The sequence below is a fragment of the Vibrio sp. C8 genome (genome assembly GCF_054051265.1).
Genome location: NZ_JBPAOE010000049.1, coordinates 152,478 through 177,968, shown reverse-complemented (window position 1 = coordinate 177,968; position 25,491 = coordinate 152,478). Strand labels below are relative to the sequence as shown.

Sequence of the window (25,491 nt, the reverse complement as noted above, 5' to 3'; positions counted from 1 at the left end):
AAAAAAACGGTTTTCTTTTTCTTAGTCTGTGGCATAGTAACAGCGTCCTTTCGATGCGCGCGTATCGTATAATGGTAATACCTTAGCCTTCCAAGCTAAAGCTGCGAGTTCGATTCTCGCTACGCGCTCCAAGTTTTTACTTAAAGTAAACGTAAGTATCTTTCTGATTTATAACGAAATATATCTAAATTACCCATCTAATTTAAACTAATATTACTTAATAATTTTCTCTTCTTTTTCAGTTTGAGACCAAATTGAGGCCGTTCTGAGACCAACCATGACAATGATTGTTACTTTTGAACGTTTGGCCTTATATGAGCTTAAAAGGGCTTAAAGATCATCTTTCTTTAGCTCTAGCAAATCGCTGACTTCACAATCTAGATAAACACATAGCTTCTCTAGTGTCTCAAAATCAATTCTATTAGTGGTTTCATGAAACAGCCTATTGAATCGCCACTGATTTCCTAGACGCCTTTTAGTTAGATAAACTAGCTAAAAAAGAGGTGTCCATGAGCCATAAACGTTACCCCGAACAATTCAAAATCGAAGCAGTGAAACAAGTCACTGTTGCCGGCCATTCTGTTGCTGACGTTGCTCAGCGTTTAGGTACCACCACACACAGTCTTTACGCCTGGATTAAGCGCTATGGCCCTGACTCTGAGGAACACCTTCAGCAATCTGCTGAGTCCGCAGAAGTTCGACGATTACAAAAAGAGCTTAAGCGTGTTACTGAAGAACGTGACCTGTTAAAAAAAGCCGCGGCGTACTTCGCAAGCCACCCCGAGTAAGATACGCCTTTATCCAAGAGCATCATCACAGCCACTCTGTGCGACAGCTGTGTCAGCTGTTTGATGTTCATCCGAGCGGGTATTACGCGTGGAGGAGCTGCGCAAAGTCGAAGCGACAACGTGACAATGAACGACTTACAGGCCAACTCAAACAATGTTGGCTTGAGTCTGGTGGTGTCTATGGATACCGCAAAATCCATAGAGATCTGCGTGATCTTGGAGAGCAATGCGGTATTAATCGTGTGCATCGCCTGATGCAGCGAGCAGGACTGCGAGCGCAAGTTGGCTATCGCAAACCGAGAGCTCCTAGTGGTGAGCAACACGTTGTTACGCCAAATCGTTTAGAACGGCAATTCGATCCATTAGCGCCCAACACGGCTTGGGTAACGGATATTACGTATATCAAAACGCATGAAGGCTGGCTCTATCTTGGCGCTGTTATGGACTTGTTCTCAAGACGAATTATTGGTTGGTCAATGGGCAGTCGTATTACCAAAGAGCTTGCGTTAGATGCTTTATTAATGGCGGTATGGCGTCGTAAACCTGCTGGCAAAGTGCTGGTTCATTCAGATCAAGGAAGTCAATACACGAGCCATGATTGGAGTGAGTTTCTAAGCGCTCATGGTTTGGAAGGTAGCATGAGCCGACGAGGCAACTGCCATGATAACGCATTAGCAGAGAGTTTCTTTCAACTGCTGAAACGTGAACGAATTAAGCGAAAAATCTATGCGACCAGGGACGACGCAAAGATGGATGTGTTTAATTATATAGAGATGTTTTACAACCCGAAACGACAGCATAGTTCCAATAATGGGCTATCACCGTTAGAGTATGAACGTCAGTATTTTAATGAGGCTAAAAGTCGTCTACTGAAGTAGTGGCGATTCATATCAAAGAACTTTTTTATGCGTGATTTTCTTTATTCAGAAATTTCTCAAATAGAAGATATTCCAAATATTCCTGATTACCCAGATATTGCCATTCAAGCAGGAACTCAACTTTGTGAACAAGTATTAGAGCCAATTCAAAATCATTTCGGCCGTATTTCCATCCGTTCGGCATATCGGTCACCAGCTGTGAATGCAAAAGGAGCAGAAAATAAGAACCAGTATAACTGCTCACGTAATGAAGCTAACTACGCCGGCCATATATGGGATTATCGAGATAGTGATGGTTGTGTAGGTGCTACGGCTTGTATCGTTGTTAATTCATTTGTTCCGTATTACGAAAGAACGGGTAATTGGAAAGCTCTCGCATGGTGGATTCATGACAATGTACCTGGTTACTCATCCATGTATTTCTTTCCAAAACTAGCTGCTTTTAATATTTCGTGGCATCAACAGCCTAAGAAAGTCATTAAAAGTTACATCGCTAACGGTAAGGGTATCTTGACAAAGCCTGGTATGGGTAATTTTGATGGGACTCATGAGGAAGAATATTTACTAATGCTCAATGAACTGTAGTTCTAAAGGCGCAGAGAGCACTAGTGAAAATTCACACAAATGGTTTACTTGATCACACATTTTTAATGTAAACCGTATTTCATATGCTTATTAATTACTACTCACTCAGTTGCTTGGGTATAGTGCTTCATTATTTGAACTTGCTTCCAGAAGTAATTAACTCATATGACAAACTTCCTCGCATCTACCATTGCTTCATTCAGTGCTGAAAGTATATCGAATGCATTCATTTATTCGATATTGGCACTTCTTATTGTTTCGGCCGTACTCGCATATCAAGGTAAGGCTCCTCGGTTAACAGCTAGTACGACAAACATACTTACCTCTTTAGGTATCTTAGGTACATTTGCTGGCATTGTTGTTGGTTTAATGGAATTCAACCCATCCGACATTGATGGAAGCATTGAATCTCTTTTAGGCGGTTTGAAGACCGCCTTCTTAACTAGCTTAGTGGGTATGGCTAGTTCGATCATTTATAAAGCTATTCTAGGGATGATTCCACAGCGAGATGAAGAAGTTGAAATCGCCGTGGGGCCAGAGCAGATATTTTCTGTTATGTCTGAGCAGCTAAAAGCATCCAACGAGCTGTTGTCTGCGATTAAGGGAGATGAAGACTCATCTTTAACTTCCCAAATTAAAAACCTGCGTGTTGATATCAATGATGGTAACAAGGCTATAGATAAACGCTTAGAACAAGTAAGCGAAAATCATATTCAATTTCAAAGTCACCTGTGGAAGAAAATGGATGAGTTTGGCGAATTGTTATCCAAATCTGCTACCGAACAAGTTATTAATGCATTGAAAGAAGTCATCGTTGAGTTTAACGATAAATTGACGGAGCAGTTTGGTGAAAACTTTAAGCGTTTAGATGACTCAGTTAAAAAGCTCGTTGATTGGCAAGAAAACTACCGTCATCAATTAGAAGATATGGCTACGAAATATCAGCTTGGTGTCGATGCTATCTCTTCAACTGAAAAATCAGTCGCAAGTATTAACGAGAGAGCTGAGTCAATACCAGCCACTATGGAAAAACTCCATCAGGTTATGGAGCTAGGGCATGGTCAAGTCACAGAGCTCGAACATCGACTCGAAGCGTTTAAGGATCTAAGAGACAAAGCTGTGGAAGCAATGCCTCAAATTCGGGAGCATGTTGATAATACGATTAGTGTTATAAGCGATTCCGTGAAGGCAGCTTCTAGTCATTATGACTCCATGTTAGTTGAATCGAAGAAAGTTATTGAATATTTCAGCGATACAGCAAATCAAAGCGTAGAAAACCTGCGGGTTAACATCGAAGGTGGCGCTGAAAGAGTTTCAAAACAACTTATCGAAAGCTCGCATTCTTTGAGTGGGAAACTTGCCGAAGCGTCTTCTGAAATTCAGGATCAAGTCGGTACTGCTACTGGTGGTTTAAGTAATGTTACAAATCACCTTACATCGACAACAGAAAGCATTCGCCAGCACCTCGAAGATTCTATATCTGAGCTTAATGCACAGTTGCGCGTTTTGGTTGCGGACATTAAAGATGATGCGAAAGAAACGGGTAATGTGCTCAAAGCTGCGAATAGTGAATTGTTAAACAGCACTAAAGATATCCAAACCGAAACTGTCACTGCGATTACTCGCTTACACGACCGTCTGGAAACAACCTTAGAAGAAGTGTTTCAAGTACAAGCTCAAGCGGTTCGAAGAACGTTTGACAGCCTAGAAGATCAGATTACTGAAGCTGTAAGCAAAACTGGTAATGGAGTCGAAAAGCAAGTTGAAGTGCTTGACTATCAGATGCAGCAAGAAATTAACCGTGTAGTCAGTGAAATGGGTGAAGCCCTTGCAACGGTTACTCAACAGTTCACTAAAGACTACCAGAAACTTGTACGTGAAATGAATAACGTTGTTTCTGCTCGCGTGGCGGTTTAGTCATGGAAAAATTCTTTGGCAAAAGCCGCCATCGTACTGGGGATGGCGGTGAACATTGGATGTCTGTCTCTGATCTCATGGCCGGTCTCATGATGGTATTCCTGTTTATATCAGTAGCGTTGATGCGTGACGCGATGAACGAACGAGACAAAATTAAAGAAGTTGCTGTGACTTATGAGAAGACTCAGGAAGCTATATATATCGCTTTATTGGATGAGTTTTCTGATGATTTGGAGAAATGGGGAGCTGAAATCGATAGAAGCAGTTTAAGTTTAAACTTTACTGCGCCTGATGTTCTTTTTGCTAATGGTAAAGCAAGTTTAACTGAACAGTTTAAAACAATATTGAATGATTTTTTCCCAAGATACCTTGGTGTGCTCAACGAGTTCAAACCCTCCCTGCAGGAGATAAAAATAGAGGGCCACACATCCAGCAAGTGGAATCATGATTCATCAGATTATGAAGCTTACTTTAACAATATGAGCCTATCTCAAGCACGAACAAGAGCAGTATTAAGCTATTTGATGAGCTTAAATGAGGTTCGCGATGAGCATTACAGTTGGGTCAAAAGTAATGTCGCAGCCGTTGGCTACTCATCTTCAAAGACGGTTTTAAAGGAAGATGGTAAAGAAGATGAAAAACGTTCAAGGCGAGTATCATTCAGAGTCGTAACGAATGCTGAGGAGCAAATCAGAAAAATTCTGGGTGGACAATGAAATTAGGTATTTCGTTTAAATCTCTGATTCAGGCCGTTGACTTAATGGAGCCTGAAGAGAAAGGACAGTTCCACTTAGAGTTAACCGAGAAGAAAATTGAAAAGCTTGATCTCGAACTAGCTGAAGGTAAAGACGTTGAGCTCAAGGATGTTGATGTTGATTCTGGACTTCTGAGTTATAAAGGGCGTCAGGTTCTTCTTTATATAAAAGACCACGGTTCAGCGGTTCAGTCTGTAATTTATAGACCGGAAACAGGGAATAAGTTTCACGTGGCTGACTGTAGCAAGTTGAAATCAATGCGAACAGAGGGCCGTTTTGAACGATACGTCGTAATAAATGATACCTCTGGTAACTTTCCTATATCTGGCAGTTCGTATTATGGCGGTCATGTAGACGAAGGGGTAGCAAAGCTAAAAATATGTAAGTTCTGTTTAGGGCAGCTTAATTATAAAGGTTACTCTACGGGTATGAGTCGTGATCAGATCTTTGACCAATTTGATATGGAGGAGTTTTTTGCTACATACAGTTCTTTCTTCCCTCATATGCCATCAAGAAAAGCCGAGGCTGCTGAAACGAACTACAGTAGCGATTGGGCAAAAATTTCTTCTCACTATCGAGTAGAAAAGAACTTTGAGTGTGAGCAGTGCAAAGTGAATTTACGAACTCATAGAGGCTTGCTCCATGTCCATCATATCAATGGCGTTAAGTCTGATAACCAACAGTCTAACTTGAAAGCTCTTTGTATTGACTGCCACAGCAAGCAGCCCATGCATAATCACATGTTAGTGCGCCATTCCGAAAGGCAGCTAATTAACCAACTGCGGAAAGAACAGGGAATTCTTGAAAGTTTGGGTGAATGGCAAAAGTTGTTTGATTATGGAGACCCTGGTGTACATGGCGTTTTACATGCTTGTCGTAAAGCGACGCTTAAGCTACCAGAAGTTAACTTTTATGTTGAAGACAGCCTAGGCGATATTGCAGCGAGAATTGAACTTGCATGGCCTAAACATCGATTTGGAATTGCGATATCACCGAACGATATTGAAGACGCAAATCACGTCGGATGGCAAGTTGTTACCATCAATGACTTTCTTGAAAACTATAAATCACAAGCTTCGAATTTAAGGTACTAGGCAGATGAAAGTAAAATTTGAAGAAATTGTTGAGCGAATTATCACAGTCAATCATGCATGGAAATTATCGCGTGAAGAATTTGGTAATGATTTCTCTGCAACAAAGTCATTAAGGCATACCAAATCATCGTTACAGGCTACTTTGCTAAGAGAGTTCCCAGACGATACATACTTAGTTGTAGCGTCAGACAGTGCAGATCAAGATGAAGAAGTGTATAGCGTCAGGTTAAGAAAAACGTTAGTTGTAGCAGGCATGGAAAGGTTTGATGTTGAACATTTACCTATGCGCATTGCTCAAGAAATTTTCACTAAAGAAGAAATTAGTAAATTCCTAAACAAATAGGTGTTTTGTCATGCAAATCCAGTTGGCTCCAATGATCGGTGATACCGTCACTTTCTTAATTATTACGATTACACTCGTCTTGTTTGCTTTTTTTGTTTATCGCGAATTTCTCGCTCTTCAGCAAGCCAAACAACAGCTAAATGATATTGCGAATATAAAATCTAGTACTGATTTCAATGTAATTCATTTAGATAAGATAAATGACGTTCAGCGTGTCTGGATATTGGAACATTTGGTTTATGCACCGACACCTAATGGCGTTGAAATTGAATCAAAAAATAGTCTATGGATGACAAAATCTCCGATCTCTCAATTGTTACCGACTCACGATAGTGCTCGTTATAAACTGGTTCCTGCGCTTCTGACCAGCATTGGTATTACCGGTACATTTCTCGGAATTACTATGGGTTTAAGCCAGTTTGACATGGGGGGAGATTCAAAAGCTTTGCTAGCGTCTGCTGGTGAGCTTTTGGAAGGGATGAAAACAGCGTTCTATACATCTTTAGCTGGTCTTAGCTCATCAGCCATATTTATGGCTTATATGAAGTATTCATCAAGCGCTTTAGCGAAAGAGCAAAGAAAGTTCATCAGCAAGCTATCGTCAGATTATTTTGAAGCCAGCGCTATCCACTATTTAAAAAATATTTCTAATGATGGACAACAGGAAGTCATTGAAGCTCAAATGCGCTCCGCTCAAGTAATGGAATCCATGGGTGAAAAAATGGAGGCGACAACGCAATCGTTAGCTCAGTTGGGTTCTTCATTTAACGGTGATGTTATTGCTGAAAAAGTCTCAACCGCGTTGTCACTATCCATTGAAAATACAATGGCCCCTATGTTGGGTTCAATCAAGCAAGAACTTGAATCTTTGAAGCACATTAAAGAGCAATCACAAAAAGAGTTGGTACAGTTTCTGATTAATGAAATGAAGGTTGAGTTGATTGCTCCGGTTACTGAAGAGTTAAACAAAACAAGCGCAGCAGTTACCAATAGTAATGAGATTGCTGCCCAACTTAATAGTAATGTTGAGAGAGTCGTTACCAGTACGTCGGAAACTGTCAAAACTATTAATGAATTCCAAAAAGAAACCATGTTGAAGCTACAGTCTTTTGCAGAGTCACTTAAAGAGATTTTTAATAGCTTTAAAGAAGATACTCAAGGCGCAATGACATCAATAGCATCTGAAGTTCAATCAATGCTGGAAAATACGTCTCAAGGTATGGAACAGCAACGTGTAGCTTTTGAACAAAGTGCTCAGCGCGCTTCAGACGCGTTTGTTGAGATGAAAGACTCACTTGAATCGGCACTGGATGAACGTCAAAAAGCTGAGCAAGGTTTGTTTGATAGTGTTACCAATCGAGTCAGTAGTTTGCTGGACGATGTAGCGGAATCTTTTGAAAGTCAAACGTCTGTTATCGCCCAAACGGGTGAAGAAGCGTCAAAACTTATGCAATCAGCCAAAGTGGAGCTTCAGCAAGGCTTAGGTGATATTGATACGAAAGTGAAATCGATGTCGGATACCGTTCAGAAAGAGCTGGATACGTTCCGTTTACAGTATCAAAAGAATTTAACCAACTACTTTGAACAGCAAAATGACATTCTTGAATCAAGTTTAAGTAAGCAGAGAACTGGACTAAATGAAGTGGTGGAAAACTTCCGTCAGGTGTTTGAAAGTGAATACAAGGCAAGACACAACCTTCTGCAAGAGCTAACTGCTCAATATGAAAAACTAGAAGCATCGGCAGGTACGATAGAACGAGTCGCAAAAGCGATTGGCTTAAATGAAGCCTCTAAAATGGCAGAGTTGCAAGATGCTGCTCATACAATGAGCAGAGAGATTGCGTTACTCAAGAAAGAGTATTCGCAAGCTTCCGCAACATTCACAGATGTGATTGAAAATCTTCCTAAAGCAATGGACGACTATTTCTCCAGAGCTAACGAAAGCTTTGAAACTTTCTTTAAAGATTTTGATCATTCAGCGAGTTCGATCCACAACAAATTATCTCAAGCGGCTGGCTACTTGATTAATGCTGAATCGCACCGTCGTGAAAGAGAACTGGATGAGGCGAATGCATAATGCGCAGCATGAGAACTGTACCTAAAACGGCCGATGCGGAAGAATCCGGAGTATGGCTTTCTATCGGTGATTTGATGTCAGTGCTGCTAATGATTTTTGCATTGTTGCTAATTAGTGCCTTGGTGCAGATTTCTGAAGTTTATGAAGAGAGCCAGAATACCCGTATTGTTATCATTAAAGGTATCAATGATGCCTTAAATGCTGCGGGGATTGAGGTTCAAGCGGATAGTGAAACCGGTGATATTTCAATTACTGATTCAATACTGTTTGATTTAGATGATCATAAACTGAAGTCATCTGGTAAAGCTTTTTTGCATAAGTTTGTACCTCTATATTCGGAAGTGATATTTCAAACGAAAGCAACTGCTGACGAAGTGAGTCGTATCGTGATTGAAGGGCATTCAAGTTCGGAAGGTTCGTTTAATCGAAATATGGAACTCAGTGTCCTTCGTGCTAATAGCGTAATCGCATTTATTAACTCAATGGATTTTCCAAATAAAACTAGATTTTTCGACAAAGTGGTAATTTCAGGACGTGGGCCCCTAGAATCAAACCAGGAAGTAGCCAAAGCTGAAGACCGAAAAGTTAAGTTCCGTTTCCAGTTTAAAGACGATGAATTCCTAGGCAATTTTTCGGAGGTTCACCATGTCGAAAAGTAGTGGTTTCCTGTTCTCAACCCCTAAACTGCCTGACATAAATAGCGTAGAGAACGTCTCTTTTGACGATTATTTGAAAGGATTAGAAAACGAAACGTTACCAAGCTTCCCCCCCAAGCGATTGAAAGAGCTTGTTCGACTAGTTAATGACAATCGAGAGTCAGAAATTTCCATATTCGAATGGCTTGACGTAATTGAAGATCAGCAACAATGGAATGAACTGTCAGAGCGAGAGGAAATGGAAGCCTGTATCGCTACATGGAAAACCATAGTTACTTACCCGTCATTAGGTGAAGTGGTGCTGTTTAAGGTAGCGTTATCACTTGATGGCAAGCCCAGTAGTGTTGTATCAAATCTTACTAATACCCTTTCTATTGCTAGAACTGCAAAAGGTATTGATGAATATAATGCGAACAGAATGGACTGGCTATTGGCGTTACAGCAAGGTCGATATAGTCAATTAGCTCACCAATGTTATTTGTGTCAAAAAACTTATAGCGAGTTAGTGAAAGATTATCGTTTGCCTCAAGCTAATAGTTATTTTACTTATTTGAATATCAGTTTATTGGAGTGTGTCGTTGAAGGGCATTTAGGCTCAGATGATGATGCATGGCTAAATAAAAACTTTAGTTTCTTGAAGTCCACAAAACAGAAAATTGAATTCTGTTCGGCCTTTATCAATAAATTTGACCAATTCGACTATGGTGAGTTTTGTGATGAATTGATCTCTACCTATTGCTTACCAACTCAGGAAGTGAGTTATTGGAACAGACTGGATTTAGCCACTAAGCAAATCCTTAAGAAAAAATACAAGCTTTCCAATTACTTTGATTTACGTTCTATATCAAAAACACTCTATTCAGAGCTTGCAGCAGATGAATTAGGTTTCACTGAAGACCAAACAAAGCAGATTCGTAGCCGTTCGATGTTCTGGTCAAACTACAGCTCTCGTTTTGAACGTGTAAGAGTAATGTTACCGAAAGCGACCTATCAATTTGTTGTTAAGCAAAGCAAGGGTGTACCAGAATTTGTCGATCAAATAAGCGACGAGTCAGATTTTGACTCAGAGATATATATCTTTGAAATGGGGCAAACCATAGCGGTTGAATTTTTGCGAGGCCCTCTGAGCGAAACTCGGTTTTTTAAAAACAATGAATGGAATTCTCAGCGATTATTTAGCAGTAAAGAACTTAATTCAGCTGAAATTCGTGCAATGTCTCAGTTAGAGATTCATGATCACGGACCATTTTGGCAATATTTCTGCGAAACGTTGCTCCGTACCAAATTGAAAGTCATCCCGGATAGCAATATTCCCTATTTTAGAGGCCTTCCTCCTGATGTTAACAAATACAAACAAGGGGTTGGTTTAGTCGTTTCTCCAACAAACGAAATGATTCAAAAGCGCAAGGAATTCCTAGAAGTATGGGTGGAAAAATTCTGGGCTAGCGAAGTTGAAACTGGCAAGTTTGGTGAACTTCGTGGTCTTGAGCAGAAAAGCACACTTTATTTACAAAAGGCTCAAACGGCTAAACAGCTTGGTGATCATGAAACTTATGACTTGTTCATCAAGAAAGCTGCGAATCAAGGGAATGCTGAAGCAATGTGGCAATTGGGGCGTATGATGTTATTAGGAAATAAGAGTGATGCTAAAACACGTCAACATGGTGAAAAGTGGATAAGCCAGTCTGCGTCTAAAGGTCATAAAGAGGCAATGTCTACCGCAGAAAGATTTCGAATTTCTTTTTAGAACTATATGAATTTATGTGGATTTTTCTTACAACTCGTTGTTTGTTTTCTGTGATAGTAAACGTTGTATATTCAAATAGGCACATTTAAACTACTTTCAATGCAACGTTTGGTTATTTTATGAAGAATATTTTACTCGCAACGATTGGTGCCAGCCCTCAGGTCTTAACCGAGACGTTGTTTGCTATCCACCAAAGTGGTCGCCCGTTTCCAGATAAAGTATTTGTAATCACCACCAAAGGTAGCCTTCCATCTTTGTTAAATGGTCTGTTTAGAGATGGTCATTTGCAGGCTTTAAAAGACGAATACCAACTACCTGATTTTGAATTTGATGAAAACCACATCTGGTTGATTGAAGATTCCGAAGGGGGGCAAATAGACGATGCGAAGTCGATAGAAGACCAAACATCAATGGCTGATTTTATCACCCGCAAGGTGTATGAACTTACGCAAGACAGTCATACCAGTATTCACGCTTCTTTAGCTGGTGGACGTAAAACGATGGCGTTTTACTTTGGTTACGCAATGTCGATGTTTGGGCGTTCACAAGATGTTTTGAGCCATGTCTTTGTTGATGACGATTATGAGTTTGTTCGTGACTTTTGGTATCCGACTAAGCAACCCAAGTGGGTGACAGGCAAATATGGTCAGGGGGAAATTGATTTAAGCCAGGCTCAAGTTACGCTTGCCGAAATTCCCTTTGTTCGTTTGCGAGAATCTGTTGAACAGAGCCTTATCACTTCTATGGCTAATCTGTCGTTTAGCCAAACTGTAGGCATGCTTAACGCCAGCCACAAAAATGATCTTCACGTCGTCATTGATACATCAGCAAAGATTCTAACAACAGCAGGTGTGGATATTAAGCTCACAGCCAAAGAGATGGCTTTCTATATATGGTTATATGAAAAGAGTAGTGCAGGTTTAGTTGTCGACCGATACTTTGAAGACGACCCGCAACACAGTGTCGATTACCTTACTAAATACAGTGAATTAGCGTCAGACCCGAGAGTGTTTAGTACCTTTAAAACAACACCAGAAGATTTTAAAGCAGGGGATCACGTTACGTTGTCTGGTATGGAGCGAGAGTTCCTTCAGCCTATCTGCTCAAACATAAATCGTAAGCTTAGAAAAGAACTGCCGTTAAAAATAGCGGATAAACTAGAAATAAACTCTAGCTCTGAAGGAACGGAGCAACGCTACCGGGTGGCATTAGCAGAGAGCAACTGTCAGATAGAATGGATTTAAATGAACATCGATAAAAGAGATGGAGAGGCGAATGGCTAGGTCTAACTTTGAGTTTTTGAAAGGCGTAAATGACTTTCTGTTTGCCATTGCTCGTGCGGCTGAAAAAAATTATCCAGACGATCCGAATACGACTCTGGTAAAGCTGAGAATATTTGGTGAGGCGACTGCTAAGCATCTCGCTAAGCTATTGGATATTGAAATTCCTGAAAATCAGAATGATTTGTTAAGGGAATTAGCACGTATTCCGTTTGTAGATGACAGTATATTGCAGGTATTTCATCAACTACGAAAAATTGGTAATCAGGCTGTACACGAGTATCACAATGACCTGCAAGATTCAGAAATGTGTCTGCGTTTAGCATTTCGTCTTGCCGTATGGTATTACCGCTTAGTCACCAAGAAATACGATTTTGCAGTTCCTGTATTCATACTGCCTACATCCGAAAATAGTGAGTATTACGCACAAGAAATTCTGTCTTTGAAACAAGAGCTTGCGCAGGCTCGTAACAATCAGACACAGACTCAAGTGGAATATGAAGCCCAGCAGGCAAAGTTGGTTGCTTTGAATGGGTACATATCTGTATTGGAGAGTAAGCAAGAAGAGACTCAAGAACAAACTCAAGCACGTATTTTTGCCCTTGAAGCGAAATTAAAAGAGAAAGACAAAGAGCTAGCCGAAAAAACGGCAGTTGAGCGTAAGGCATATAAGAAACAAATAACTCAGGAAGCGGCTTCCCGTGCTTTAAATATAGATGAAGAAGAAACCCGCTTCCTGATTGATGCTCAATTGCGTAAGGCCGGGTGGGATGTTGACAGTAATAACCTCAACTTCAAATCCCATGGAACATGCCCGCAAGTAGGGCGTAATATGGCCATTGCGGAATGGCCAACCGGTAAAGATGAAACAGGTAAAACAGGCTGGGCAGATTATGTGTTGTTTGTGGGATTAAAACCCATCGGTGTGATTGAAGCGAAAAAGCAAAATACCGATGTAGCATCAAAACTAAAAGAAGCGTATCGCTATAGCCGTTATTTTGCTTATGACTTCTTACGCAGTGAGCTACAAATTCAGTCCTCGAATGACGATGAATGGTTACATCAGGTTGCAGAACAGCTTCCTAACTATCATCCAACTTGGTCTGATTCTGATAAGAAACAGCGTAATTTCCAGATTCCATTCTGCTTTTCTGCTAATGGTCGTGATTATCGAGCAGCAATTAAAACCAAAAGTGGTATTTGGTACCGTGATGTTCGTCATTCAACAAATCTAGCAAAAGCATTGCCTGAATGGCATCGTCCCGAAGAGTTAATGGCGATGCTGGAAACGGATTATCAAAAACATAACCAGTGGTTTGCTGACCACCCTGATATGAGTGATTTGGGGCTGCGTTATTATCAGGAGGATGCGGTCAAAGCCGTTGAACTGGCGATTGTAAAAGGTCAGCAGGATATTCTATTAGCGATGGCAACCGGTACAGGGAAAACCCGCACTGCTATCGCACTGATGTTTCGCTTAATTCAGTCACAGCGGTTTAAACGTATTCTGTTTTTGGTGGATAGGACTTCATTGGGTAAACAGGCGCTAGACGCATTTGAAGATACCCAAATTAAAGGCGACTCGTTTAATTCTATTTTTAATATTAAAGGGCTGACGGATCGTTTTCCGGAAGACAGTACCAAAATTCACGTAGCAACCGTGCAGTCTCTAGTTAAGAGAACATTGCAAAGTGACGAGGTGATGCCTGTTTCTCGCTACGATTGCATTATTGTGGATGAAGCACACCGTGGTTATATTCTCGATAAAGAACAAACTGAAGGGGAGCTGCAGTTCCGTAATCAGTTGGATTACATTTCCGCCTACCGACGTATCATTGATCATTTCGATGCCGTTAAAGTCGCCTTAACGGCTACACCAGCATTGCATACTATTGATATCTTTTGTGATGAGAAAAAACGCAAACCTGTTTACCGCTATAGCTATCGACAAGCAGTCGTTGATGGTTACCTGACCGATCAAGAACCTCCAATCCAAATTATTACCAAATTGTCGCGTGATGGCGTGTATATGAATGGTGGCAGCGTCGTTACCCGTTTGAGTCCACAAGGTGAACTGATTAACGATACACTGGAAGATGAACAGGGGTTTGAAGTCGCCGACTTCAACCGCAGTCTAATTGCCAGTGATTTTAACCGAGTGGTGTGTGAAGAACTGGTCAATCACATTGATCCCACTTCTCCGCAAAAAACGCTAGTATTCTGCGTTAATAATACCCATGCGGATAATGTAGTCTTAGCGTTGCAGGAAGCTTTTCAGGCGAAGTATCCTGATCTGGAACATGATGCCATCCAGAAAATTACCGGTGATTCCGATAAAGATGCCAACAAAGTGCAGAGTATGATCACCCGCTTTAAAAAAGAGCGTCTGCCGAATATTGTTGTTACGGTCGATTTGCTTACCACGGGGATTGATGTTCCTAGTATTTGCAATCTGGTATTTATGCGAAAAGTACGCAGCCGGATTTTGTATGAGCAGATGAAAGGTCGTGCTACTCGTTTATGCCCAGAAGTAGGCAAAACCTCATTCCGTATTTTTGATGCCGTCGATCTTTATTCTTCTCTACAGAGTGTGGATACCATGCGTCCAGTTGTAGTGCGTCCCCAGGTGGATTTGCAAACGCTGGTCAATGAAATCACTGATTCTGAAACTTACAAGGTGAAAGAAGCGGATGGCCGCAGTTTTGCTGAACACAGTCATGAACAGTTGGTTGCGAAGCTTCAGAGGGTTAGTACTCAGGCTCGTTTTTATCGGGGAAGGAATAAAGAGGTGGATCGCCAAATCGCCCATTTGGATGAGTTGTGCCAGACCCATGCGGGGTGTGATTTTTTATCGTTACCTCGAATATTAAAAGATAAAGGAGCGCGATGGACGGCGGAAGTGATTAACAATATCACTAATCTGGTCGGGCGTATTGAGCAGTTGAAAAAGGATATCAACGATCTGAGGGATATGCCGATCTTTACCGATATTCCGGATGAAGTGGTGACAATCGAAACCCTTTACGGGGTTTTCAATAAGCCGGAGGATTTTCTCGAAGCTTTTGATCGCTTAGTACAAACCACTGGTAACCAACACAAAGCTTTGGATATTGTGATTAATCGCCCTCGAGATTTAACCCGTAAAGGGTTGGTTGAATTACAAGAGTGGTTCGATGCGCAGAAATACGATGATGCAACCTTGCGCAAAGCGTGGCAGGCAGTGACCAATCAGGATATTGCTGCCCGTTTAGTGGGGCATATCCGGCGTGCAGCCATTGGCTGTGCCTTGCTGCCGTTTGAAGAACGGGTTGATCATGCACTGGAGAAGATCAAAGCCGGCCACACTTGGTCTGAAGAGCAGTTAAGCTGGTTGGCTTACATTTCAGTGGCGATCAAAGAAAAAGTGGTATTGGATGACGATACCTTTAAAGCTGGTAACTTTAAGCGTCGTGGCGGTAAAAATAAACTTATGAACGTCTTCGATGGTGAATTAGACAGCATACTGACTCAGTTCAACGAATATTTATGGGATGAGCGAGCTTAGCCCCGTACAATAACCAACAATACAATCTGGTGGTGTTGGTACCGCCAGAAATGCGCAATTAAGAGTATAAAATGAATAACAACGATTTAGTCACCAAACTGTGGAAACTGTGTGACAACCTGCGTGATGGCGGTGTTTCTTATCAGAACTACGTGAATGAGCTTGCTTCACTGCTGTTTCTTAAAATGTGTGAGCAGACAGGATTAGAAAAAAAGCTACTGCCTCAGGGATTGTATTGGAAAGATCTCAAAGGAAAAATTGGACAGGAACAACATCAGTTTTATCGCAAAATGTTAGTTCAGTTAGGTGAAGATACTCACGCTATTGTGCGTGCGATTTTTCAGAATGTGAACACGACAATCACACAGCCAGCGCAGCTTACAGAGTTAGTGTCCAACATGGATAATCTGGATTGGTATGATTTTGGTGGTAAAGGTAAATCCCGAGACGACTTCGGTGATATGTACGAAGGTTTATTGCAAAAAAACGCCAATGAAACCAAATCCGGCGCTGGCCAGTACTTCACCCCGCGATCGCTTATCAGCACTATTGTCAAAGTAATGCAGCCTCAGCCTCGTGAAGTGATTCAGGATCCTGCTGCGGGTACAGGCGGCTTTTTAATTGAAGCGGATAAATACATTAAAGCGAACACCCACGATTTGGATGATCTTGACGGCGACGATCAGGACTTTCAGATGAAGCATGCCTTTGTCGGTTTAGAGCTTGTACCTGAAACGCGCCGTTTAGCATTGATGAACTGCTTGTTGCACGATATTGAAGGTGACGCAAACGAAGGTGCCATTCGTCTTGGTAACACATTAGGTAGCGCTGGTGAAAGTCTGCCAAAAGCCAATGTAATTCTGACCAATCCGCCATTTGGTAGTGCCGCCAGTACTAATATTACGCGCACCTTTGTTCACCCAACAGGTAACAAACAGCTCTGTTTTATGCAGCATATCTATGATGCACTAGAACCGGGTGGTCGTGCTGCTGTGGTGATTCCAGATAACGTGTTATTTGAAGGTGGTAAAGGGACGGAGATCCGCCGTGACCTAATGGACAAATGTAACCTACACACTATTTTGCGTTTGCCTACGGGTATTTTCTACGCCCAAGGGGTGAAAACCAATGTGCTGTTCTTCCAAAAAGGCACGCCTGAGAACAAACATCAGGATAAAGGTTGTACAAAAGAAACCTGGGTATTTGATATGCGAACCAATATGAACACTTTTGGCAAGCGTCGCCCACTGACTGAAAAACACTTTGATGCCTTTGTTGCTGCCTACGGCGCAGATAAAAACGGTCAATCACCTCGTGAAGACGGCGTATATGAAACGCTAGGTAATATTTTCGCAGAAGGTGAAACAGCAGAAAGTTTGAGCGAGAAAGCGCACAAGGTAGATAGCGCGCGCTGGCGTAAATTCAGCCGCGACTACATTCGTGAGCAGAAAGGCGACAGTTTAGATATCTCATGGCTTAAAGACCTAGAAGCCACCAGTGCTGAAAACTTACCAGAACCAGAAGTGTTGGCAGGCGAAGCAATGGCTGAACTCACTGAAGCGATGTCTGAAATATACCAGTTGATGCAAGCTTTAGGTGCAAATGATGAAGCGCAAGCACAGAAACAACTCTTGGAAGAAGCGTTCGGTTTAGAGGAAAAATCTAATGGCTAAACTACAACCTTTAAACGATAAAAATCGAGGTGAGTTTAAAGCTATTTTTTCTGTGCCAGAGCATTGGACAGTAGAATATGCTCATTTTGCTTTTAATGAAGTCCGAGATGGTACTCATGATTCTCCAAAGCAGTTTGAGGGCGAAGGTTATCCTCTAGTTACATCTAAGAATTTAAAGTCATATGGTTTGGATTTCCAGAATACCAAAAATATATCTGCTGAAGACCACTTTGAAATATCAAAACGCTCAAAAGTAGAGACTGGAGATATTTTGTTTTCAATGATCGGGACAATTGGAAACGTTTCGATTATTGAAGATAAAACAGATTTTAGTATCAAAAATGTTGGTTTATTTAGGAAGTCTCAAAGCCTTTTGACTGAGAAGTTTTCGTATTACTGGCTAAAAAGCAACACTTATCAAAGCTGGCTTAGCTCTCGAGAAAGAGGGGGAACACAGAAGTTTGTTTCTTTAGGTACTTTAAGAGAGTCACCTATTTTGATCGCCCCACTCCCCGAACAAAAACGCATCGTTGAAAAACTCGATGAAGTATTGGCACAGGTTGACACCATCAAAGCCCGTTTAGATGGTATTCCCAATTTGCTAAAACGCTTCCGCCAATCGGTACTCGCTTCCGCAGTTTCAGGGAAGTTGACGGAGGAGTGGCGTGAACAAAACGATAATTTGACATCAATGACGGCCTACTTAGAAGCTCTTAGTGTCGAGAGAGAAGCTGAATATCATTGCTCATGCGAAGAAGCTAAAGCTGTCGGGGCTAGAAAACCTCGCAAGCCATCATGCATAGACCCTAACGTTTTTGCAAGCCCAGAATGGGTCGAGAAATTTGTTCCTAAACTGCCGGACAAGTGGGCTGTTAGCTGTATTGGAAACATTGGTCAAAACAATGCAGATTCAATTGTTGATGGCCCGTTTGGAGCTTCCATTAATGTCAAAACTGACTATATTGAATCGGGTGTGCCAGTTATTCGTATCAATAACATTAACCCATTCAAATTTGATAATGAGAACTTGAAGTTTATCTCAGAAGAAAAGTTTGCAGATTTAAAGCGCCACAATGTTAAAGGTGGCGACTTACTGCTTGGAAAAGTCGGGACGATTGGGAACGCATGTATTTATCCACTAGGTAGTGAAGAGGCAATGTTGTCAACAACAGGAAGTACTCGAATACGTGTGGATACTAGGGTTTGTGTGCTTAAGTTTGCAGAGCTGTATTTAAACTCGCAGAAAGCGGCGTTTAATAACATCGCATCTGCGGCGGTACAGCCATTCCTGAATATGAAAACGATAAAGTCATTTCCTTTTATCGCCCCACCTATATCTGAACAAAAAGAAATAGTCCGCTTAGTCGACCAATATTTCGCCTTCGCCGATACCATCGAAGCGCAAGTGAAAAAAGCGCAGGCTAGGGTAGATAACCTCACTCAAAGCATTTTAGCCAAAGCCTTCCGTGGTGAGTTAGTACCGCAAAATGATGACGACGAACCTGCTGAAGTGCTTTTAGAGCGAATAGCTAAGGCGCGTAAAGAGGCTGAGGCATTGGCTAAAGCGGCGAAGAAGGCTGGAAATAAGAAAGCCTAGTCTATTAATTGGAAGTTCCAAATAAACAACAGGTAAGTGTGCAGTGGCATGAGTGAATCGAACAACAACAAATGGTTTAAATCAGTGGTGATTCTGGTCATTTTTGCCATTGCAATGAGTCAGCTGTTAGAAAGAACCTTAGTTTGGAATTATCAGGAAGACAGTATTACTGGTGCTTTCACCATCTACGGTATTGCCAGAGCGTTAAACGCTGCAATATCTATGCTGCAGGGCACGGATATCAGTGTTGTGGTTGTATCGGTATCTATCGGTGAATTACTTGACCCAATTAATGACCTGATCGAGCGATTCTCATGGATTGTGATGATGGCAATCGCATCACTAGGCATTCAGAAAGTCCTGCTCTCTGTTGTGGTATCAAAGGCCGCAAATCTATTGATAGGTGCCGTTGTTGCTGGATATCTCGCGGCGCTTTGGTACAAGCCATTCGCGAAATATCGCAATGTCAGTTTCAAAGCCATCTGTATTCTGTTCTTTATTCGCTTTTCGCTCTCAATGGTTTTCATATGTAACTATGCGCTAGATGTTTACTATTTCAGTGATCAGAAAAATACTGCTCAGGCAGCATTGGTTGAGACACAAACGGTGATTGAGGATAACGCTGTACTGGCGGCTGAGAACAACGCACATGAATCAGACAGTTTCCTAGATAAGGTGAAAAAGACATTTAGTGAAACCAAAGAAGGTTTTTCTAGCGTTCAAAATAAAGTCAGTGATATCACGGGCAGTGTAGAAAGCTCCATCTCATCGTTATTAGATTTAATCGTGTTTTATATATTGCAAACGGTACTACTACCCATCGCGTTTTTGTTTGTTTTCTATAAAGCATTGAGGTTGATGTTGGCTGTGGATTTTAAAACAAAATAAGGTGACTAAACTCATCAGCTCCCGATAAAACAAATATCTAAATAGTAAATGGTTAGGGATATGCAAGAAAATAAAAAAATAGGTGCGTCAATTTGGAAGTGGTTAAAGTTTGCGGTTAAGTGGCTTTGGCTCTTAATTATGTTTGTATTGGGAATCGCGGCGTATGCATTTCTACCGTTGGAGATATTTGAGTATTCATATTCAGCGTCAGAGTTGGATTTGATAGAAACTCTGTTTATGGTTTTATTGGTGATGTTTGCATACCGCTATATAAAACTATGTCGCTGCACCGACGCTCCTTTTATTCGCAAACTCATTACTCCCTGGGTGCATCAGGCTCATCTGGTATTAGTCTTTATTATTATGGGAGTAATTGCGGTTCAGTTCTTTGAATTCAATGTAAAAGACTTTGAAAAAATGCCACTGATGGATTTTGTCTGTTACGTACTGATGTCAATCACATTTTTATATAGCTATAGCCGCTTGAGAAAATATCCACAAAAGGCTGTTATAAAAGTAGCACCCGTCGCTAATGAAGGAGCAGCAGAATGAAACGTATCCATTTCTTAGCAGGACTCCTTTTATTATCAATAGCGAAAATGGGTTATGCCTTTGAGCACTCTACTGCTAAGCCGGGCGATGTAGCGTTTTTGGTATCGTCATGTCAGGAATATATTGAGCTATATAAAAAGAAAGATGACCCACGTTTTGGGGCTTACCTAACCACCTCAAAAGAAGAGAGTTTTCGCGCAGGTTATTGCCTCGGAGCTGTAATGCATGCGAATAACACATGCGCTTATGGTTCTAGATCGGTTTATCGTTCAGCAGAAGTGATAGCGTCAATTAAAGGTAGTTACTATTCAGAAACCAAGCTGCTGGAAGATACTGTATGCCGTTAGTGAATACTAATCAGGCTGTACAGCAGCTTTTTGGGGTTGATGGTAAGCATCTTCGTTCTAAAGCGAACAGTTACTTACGTAATGGTACGATTCCTTCATCGGCAGTGATCGATGAAGGATTTTCTGATTCCGAATCGGGTAGGCGAGGTAAGAAACTACTCAAATCTCAAGCCGTGGATTGTTTGTTTAATGCCTTGGTGTTAGATGCTTTTTTCAATGATACCAAGTATGTAAAAGAGATCTTTGATAGCGCAAAAACGAGAAACGAAGCTACTGAACTGTGTGAAGAAATTTTACTTAAAGCTCAATCTGTGGATGAAAGAGCAAAGTTAATCAGTGAGTCTCAGCTTTTTCTAATTCAACTTAGCGATGCAAAGTTTGGATTACGTGAGGAAAGAATCGCTAGCCCGTTTATAGAGCAGCGCTTACCGCAGATGGATATCGCAAATACAGGGTTGTTGTACCATCTACTTCGTTCTCAGCGTTTAGCTCTCTCTCATAAAGAGTCATTACTTCTTTGCTTATTGGAAAACGATCTTGCTGGTGCGGTGAATGTTGCTGACCAAATAGAATCGGCACTCATGGCTGAAGATCATCTGTTAGCTGCGCTCGTTATGCGAGTTCGACAAGACCTTCAGGAAGCTCAGTCTTTTAATTCTCTATTAAATATCTTGCCTGATTAAAAAACGCTTTTTTGTGCAGTGCACAAATCAACACTACTCCTACCAACCAGAAGGAGTAGTGTTATGAACTACGCAAAACAATTAGTTATTAACTATCACATCACAGAAAAATGTAATTACGACTGCCACTACTGTTACGCAAAGTGGGCAAAGCCGAACGAACTTCATCGAAACCTCGATGACATGAAGTTAGTGCTAAGTAGATTAGCCGATTACTTTCTTTCGCCAAATGCTATTCAGCAACAATTGGGCTATCAACGCGTTCGGCTTAACTTTGCTGGTGGTGAACCATTACTGCTCAAGCAACGTTTTATTGAGGCGTTAGACTACGCATTAGAGTTAGGTTTTGATGCCTCGATAATTACTAATAGTCATTTAATTACTGACGAATTTATTGCGCAGCACTCCCATAAACTTCAAATGCTAGGTATTAGTTACGATGCTTGTAGTCTGGAAGTTCAGCAGCAAATAGGGCGTGCGACAGCATCAGGTAAGGTGTTATCTGCAGAGCGTCTACAGTCAATTTTTCAGAAAGTAAAATCGGTTTCCCCTAAGACAGAGCTAAAAATCAATACAGTCGTCAATCAATATAATACCGAGGAAGACTTCAACGCTTTAATGGAAGCTATTCAGCCTAACAAGTGGAAAGTTCTTCGAGTGTTACCAGTATTTGATTCTATTCAAACCATTAATGACCAGCAGTTTGAAGCTTTCGTTGAACGTCACCAATCGGTGTCTCATTTGATGTCTGTTGAGAACAACGACTCAATGACGAACTCCTATCTAATGCTTAGCCCAGACGGTTCTTTTTTCCAGAACGGTAATGGTTCAGACGGTTATTTTAAGAGTCGTCCTCTCATTTGCACACCGATAGAAACCGCTTTAGCTGAGACGGGCTTTGATGTTGCTAAGTTCGCGCAACGTTACAAGTAGGAGGCACTATGATCTCCAAGTATGTAAGCGTGAACGGCGACTCAGAAGTAGAAGTTGTTGCTTCTAAGGCATCTCCAGCAACCATGGAAATGGCAAAGATATTGATTATGAAAATCTGCAAAGGTGAGGTTCGTCAAGGCACAAGACCTAAAGTGTTACAACGAAACAAAAAGTGGCTGAGCTATAGGATTAACCGACGTTACCGCTTATTAGTTAAACGCAAATGTTCAATGGTTGGTCCTTATTACTGCATGAGTCATAACGAGTTCGATAAGTGGGTAAATCACCATTAGCGAATGAGAGGTGGAGCAATACTATTCAACCCTCTTCACATTATGAGATCTAATGCACCCATTTAGGTTGTGGCTGTTTTAAATCGTACTCCGTAATGTAAATATAATTAATCTTATGCCTACGATTTAGTATTGCAGAGGTTTCGTAGGCATAAAGTTTGAGAGTTCATGTTGCAGTAGGCAAGTTAGAACAAAAAGAGAACCCAAATGACCACGGAAAATAAACAAAGCAAAATCAAAAACCAAAGACAGCTGTGGGATGCGTTTTTAAAGCGCTGGCCAATTGAAAAGCTAAAAGAGTTAACGCTAGAACAATATGTTTCAACGGAAGACCAAGACACGTTTACCTATTGGTTGGAAACAAAAACTAGACCGATAGGTTCTATCCAAGGCAATACATCTGCGAAGTTTGGTATTTACAAGCGAAATAGTGAAGGGAAAGAGCAAAACGGCATAGCTCACGGCGATGTTTATACTTGGCGTACTCGCTACGGTGATAATGAACAAAAAGTCTTCGATTATGTTAAAAGCGCTCTAATTAATATTGTTGAAGCCGTTATGCACCGTGACCTAGAAGCTATCGATAAGATTGATTTTGCTCCGATGGTGAAATGGAAAATCGCATTTTTATACCAAGATCAGAACAATCCAGTTTTGATAAACACCTTCTTTAAACCAAGGCTACAAATATTAACATCTAGTGATAATAGTGCTTCATTTCCTGTCATGTACCGAAAACTGGTTGAAATGAAAGGAAGTGAAGATCTATTGGAGTTTGGTGTTAAGTGTTGGGAGATAGTGCATCAGAAGCATAAAGAGATTGAACAAAGGTCTATTCTAAACCAGTTTTTGCACGTGAAATCTTTCCAGAAGTATTTACCTGATTGGTCTGGTGAAACCATTGAAGCATTTTGTTCGATAGTTAGCGAGGCATATAAAAACAGCCTTGATGTTTTTACTGTCGAGATGACCGATAGAGCAATGATTCGAGTTGGTCGTAAAGAGCTAGGCTCTGAGAAAGCTAAGTCAGTATTTGGTCTTTTTACGCCTTATAGCGAAGGTATTAAGTTTGAATTAGTTGATAAATCGTTAGAGAACTCTAGCGTTGAAGATGTTTGTCACGAGTTATACCAACGTTTAAACCAATCTAAAAAGTTTGCAGAGTTCAAGAAACTATTTCCCGTTAAACGAAAACCCTATTGGCCGAGTGATTATCTGGATAATGATAACGACAGCCCGGATGACAACGATGAAATTGGAAAGGATAAACTGATGCTAAACCAACCACCACTTAACCAAATTTTATATGGTCCTCCAGGTACAGGAAAAACTTATCATACGATCGAAGCTGCGGTGAATGCTGCAAATCCTCAATTTACCTGGGACTCAAGAGAAGAGTTAAAAGGAGAGTATGATCGTTTAGTTTTAGAGAAACGAATTCGATTTGTTACTTTTCATCAAAGCTACGGGTATGAGGAGTTCGTGGAAGGTTTATGCCCTACGACGACAGAAGACAATCAGATTGAATATTTTGTAAAACCTGGGGTATTTAAGCAAATTTGTAATGACGCAGCAGCTAGTGGAGGCAAGAAGCCTTTATTAGCCAATTCAAACCCTAGAATCTGGAAGTTATCTATTGATGGGGTGAAAGCGAGTAAGGTAAGAAAATATTGCTTTGACAATAATATATCGGCGATTGGTTGGGGCGAAACCGGTGATATGTCATCTGAACAACGCAGTAGTGACGAGGAAAACTACTTTGAACAGCTTGGCTCGCTCGCTAAATCATCAATTACAGAGTTTTCTAATCGAATGACTAAAGGGGACATCGTCGTTTGTGTTAGAGGTCAATGGGCGATTCAAGCTGTTGGTATTGTTTCCGGAGACTATCAATTCAGAAAAGACGGTGTAGAAGATAGAGAGGATTTTCGTCATGTAATGCCTGTTGAATGGCTGGCTACAGGGCTAGATGTTGATCTTTATGAACTCAACAATAATACAAGATTGACGCTTAAAACCTGCTATGAGCTAACTCGATTTACGTCTACAGAATTATTTGAACATCTTGAAAAGAATGGGGTTGTGTTATCGAAGAAAGGAAACGCTGATAGTAAAAAGCAAAACTATGTTCTTGTAATCGATGAAATCAATCGTGGCAATATCTCCAAAATCTTTGGCGAATTAATCACTCTTATTGAGCCTTCCAAACGTAAAAATGCCTCAGAAGCTCTTGAGCTTGTGCTGCCAAATTCTGGCAAGCCCTTTTCAGTTCCTGATAACTTATTTTTAATTGGCACGATGAACACCGCAGATCGCTCTTTGGCTATGATGGATACCGCTCTTCGGCGCCGTTTTGAATTTATCGAAATGATGCCACAGCCAGAATTGTTAACTGTGAATGACGGTGTCAAAGGTATTGATCTACAGAAGTTACTTCAGGTTCTTAATCAACGTATAGAAATACTCTATGACCGTGAACATACATTAGGTCACGCATTCTTTATGCCTGTCAAAGAACTAGTGGATGCTGGTGAAGAAGAACACGCGTTTTCTGTATTAGTTTCCGTTTTCCAGAATAAAATCATTCCTCTACTTGAGGAATACTTCTTTGAAGACTGGAACAAAATTCGTTTGGTTTTAGCAGACAACCAGAAAAAATATCAAGAGCTTCAGTTCGTATCTGAACAAGTTCAGAACACTCAGCAGTTAAACGATTTATTTGGCAACAACCACGAGCTGGAACAATATGGTCAGTCCATCACCAAATATACGCTAGCTGATAAAGAGACTGATGTCTGGACCAAACCGGAGTCCTATATAGGCATTTATTCAACGTTAGATAGTTCAGCCGAGTAAACGTA

At 41.0% G+C, this 25,491-nt stretch carries 21 protein-coding genes and 1 tRNA gene; 21 read left to right on the top strand and 1 reads right to left on the bottom strand.

Annotation, left to right across the window (positions count from 1 at the left end; genetic code table 11):
• Positions 1 to 57 precede the first annotated feature (57 nt).
• Positions 58 to 131, top strand: a tRNA-Gly gene (locus ACRQQK_RS17390).
• A 199-nt stretch (positions 132 to 330) separates the two neighbouring features.
• On the opposite strand, the gene ACRQQK_RS17385 is transcribed toward ACRQQK_RS17390, so the two are convergent.
• Positions 331 to 441 (bottom strand): helix-turn-helix domain-containing protein, encoded by a 111-nt coding sequence (locus ACRQQK_RS17385; protein WP_457513570.1) that lies wholly within the window; start codon positions 439 to 441, stop codon positions 331 to 333.
• A gap of 68 nt (positions 442 to 509) precedes the next feature.
• On the opposite strand from ACRQQK_RS17385, the gene ACRQQK_RS17380 reads away from it, so the two are divergent.
• The 20 genes from ACRQQK_RS17380 to ACRQQK_RS17285 all read left to right on the top strand — a co-directional run bounded on the left by ACRQQK_RS17380 (position 510) and on the right by ACRQQK_RS17285 (position 25,486).
• A protein-coding gene (locus ACRQQK_RS17380) for an IS3 family transposase (protein WP_457513490.1) occupies positions 510 to 1,666 on the top strand; the annotation gives its coding sequence in 2 pieces (ribosomal slippage) (positions 510 to 747 and positions 747 to 1,666; 1,158 coding nt in all).
• Positions 1,667 to 1,693: 27 nt separating this feature from the next.
• Positions 1,694 to 2,251, top strand: a complete 558-nt coding sequence (locus ACRQQK_RS17375) for a peptidase M15 (protein WP_457513489.1) — start codon at positions 1,694 to 1,696, stop codon at positions 2,249 to 2,251.
• A 165-nt stretch (positions 2,252 to 2,416) separates the two neighbouring features.
• Positions 2,417 to 4,168, top strand: a complete 1,752-nt coding sequence (locus ACRQQK_RS17370) for a hypothetical protein (protein ID WP_457513487.1) — start codon at positions 2,417 to 2,419, stop codon at positions 4,166 to 4,168.
• Between the two features lie 2 nt (positions 4,169 to 4,170).
• Positions 4,171 to 4,884 carry an OmpA/MotB family protein gene (locus tag ACRQQK_RS17365; RefSeq protein ID WP_238856053.1) on the top strand — a complete coding sequence of 238 codons (714 nt, stop codon included), beginning with the start codon at positions 4,171 to 4,173 and terminating at the stop codon, positions 4,882 to 4,884.
• A complete protein-coding gene (locus ACRQQK_RS17360) occupies positions 4,881 to 6,017 on the top strand; it encodes an HNH endonuclease (RefSeq protein WP_457513486.1) in 1,137 nt (378 codons plus the stop codon). The genes ACRQQK_RS17365 and ACRQQK_RS17360 overlap by 4 nt, the downstream gene beginning before the upstream one ends.
• A gap of 4 nt (positions 6,018 to 6,021) precedes the next feature.
• Entirely contained in the window at positions 6,022 to 6,360 is a 339-nt protein-coding gene (locus tag ACRQQK_RS17355) for a hypothetical protein (protein WP_238856051.1), read from the top strand.
• Between the two features lie 10 nt (positions 6,361 to 6,370).
• On the top strand, positions 6,371 to 8,437 hold the full coding sequence (locus ACRQQK_RS17350; protein ID WP_457513483.1) for a chemotaxis protein: 2,067 nt from the start codon (positions 6,371 to 6,373) through the stop codon (positions 8,435 to 8,437).
• Positions 8,437 to 9,096, top strand: a complete 660-nt coding sequence (locus ACRQQK_RS17345; protein ID WP_457513481.1) for an OmpA/MotB family protein — start codon at positions 8,437 to 8,439, stop codon at positions 9,094 to 9,096. Before ACRQQK_RS17350 ends, ACRQQK_RS17345 begins: the two co-directional genes overlap by 1 nt.
• Positions 9,083 to 10,840 carry an EH signature domain-containing protein gene (locus ACRQQK_RS17340; RefSeq protein ID WP_457513480.1) on the top strand — a complete coding sequence of 586 codons (1,758 nt, stop codon included), beginning with the start codon at positions 9,083 to 9,085 and terminating at the stop codon, positions 10,838 to 10,840. The genes ACRQQK_RS17345 and ACRQQK_RS17340 overlap by 14 nt, the downstream gene beginning before the upstream one ends.
• A 119-nt stretch (positions 10,841 to 10,959) precedes the next feature.
• Positions 10,960 to 12,084 (top strand): CRISPR-associated ring nuclease Csm6, encoded by a 1,125-nt coding sequence (csm6, locus tag ACRQQK_RS17335; protein WP_457513478.1) that lies wholly within the window; start codon positions 10,960 to 10,962, stop codon positions 12,082 to 12,084.
• A 31-nt stretch (positions 12,085 to 12,115) separates the two neighbouring features.
• Entirely contained in the window at positions 12,116 to 15,664 is a 3,549-nt protein-coding gene (gene hsdR / locus ACRQQK_RS17330) for a type I restriction-modification system endonuclease (RefSeq protein ID WP_457513476.1), read from the top strand.
• Between the two features lie 71 nt (positions 15,665 to 15,735).
• Positions 15,736 to 17,337: an N-6 DNA methylase gene (locus ACRQQK_RS17325; protein WP_457513474.1), complete on the top strand. Its 1,602-nt coding sequence runs from the start codon at positions 15,736 to 15,738 to the stop codon at positions 17,335 to 17,337.
• A complete protein-coding gene (locus tag ACRQQK_RS17320; protein WP_457513472.1) occupies positions 17,330 to 18,934 on the top strand; it encodes a restriction endonuclease subunit S in 1,605 nt (534 codons plus the stop codon). The genes ACRQQK_RS17325 and ACRQQK_RS17320 overlap by 8 nt, the downstream gene beginning before the upstream one ends.
• A 48-nt stretch (positions 18,935 to 18,982) precedes the next feature.
• Positions 18,983 to 19,822 (top strand): hypothetical protein, encoded by an 840-nt coding sequence (locus ACRQQK_RS17315; RefSeq protein WP_457513470.1) that lies wholly within the window; start codon positions 18,983 to 18,985, stop codon positions 19,820 to 19,822.
• Positions 19,823 to 19,882: 60 nt separating this feature from the next.
• Entirely contained in the window at positions 19,883 to 20,374 is a 492-nt protein-coding gene (locus tag ACRQQK_RS17310; protein WP_457513468.1) for a hypothetical protein, read from the top strand.
• Complete coding sequence (locus ACRQQK_RS17305; RefSeq protein ID WP_457513466.1) at positions 20,371 to 20,721, top strand: hypothetical protein; 351 nt, start codon at positions 20,371 to 20,373, stop codon at positions 20,719 to 20,721. Before ACRQQK_RS17310 ends, ACRQQK_RS17305 begins: the two co-directional genes overlap by 4 nt.
• Positions 20,712 to 21,404 (top strand): hypothetical protein, encoded by a 693-nt coding sequence (locus tag ACRQQK_RS17300; RefSeq protein ID WP_457513464.1) that lies wholly within the window; start codon positions 20,712 to 20,714, stop codon positions 21,402 to 21,404. The genes ACRQQK_RS17305 and ACRQQK_RS17300 overlap by 10 nt, the downstream gene beginning before the upstream one ends.
• Positions 21,405 to 21,467: 63 nt before the next feature.
• Positions 21,468 to 22,337 carry a viperin family antiviral radical SAM protein gene (locus tag ACRQQK_RS17295; RefSeq protein WP_457513462.1) on the top strand — a complete coding sequence of 290 codons (870 nt, stop codon included), beginning with the start codon at positions 21,468 to 21,470 and terminating at the stop codon, positions 22,335 to 22,337.
• Positions 22,338 to 22,345: 8 nt separating this feature from the next.
• Complete coding sequence (locus tag ACRQQK_RS17290) at positions 22,346 to 22,630, top strand: ParE family toxin-like protein (protein ID WP_457513460.1); 285 nt, start codon at positions 22,346 to 22,348, stop codon at positions 22,628 to 22,630.
• A gap of 207 nt (positions 22,631 to 22,837) precedes the next feature.
• Positions 22,838 to 25,486, top strand: a complete 2,649-nt coding sequence (locus ACRQQK_RS17285; RefSeq protein WP_457513458.1) for an AAA family ATPase — start codon at positions 22,838 to 22,840, stop codon at positions 25,484 to 25,486.
• The last annotated feature ends 5 nt before the right edge of the window (positions 25,487 to 25,491 follow it).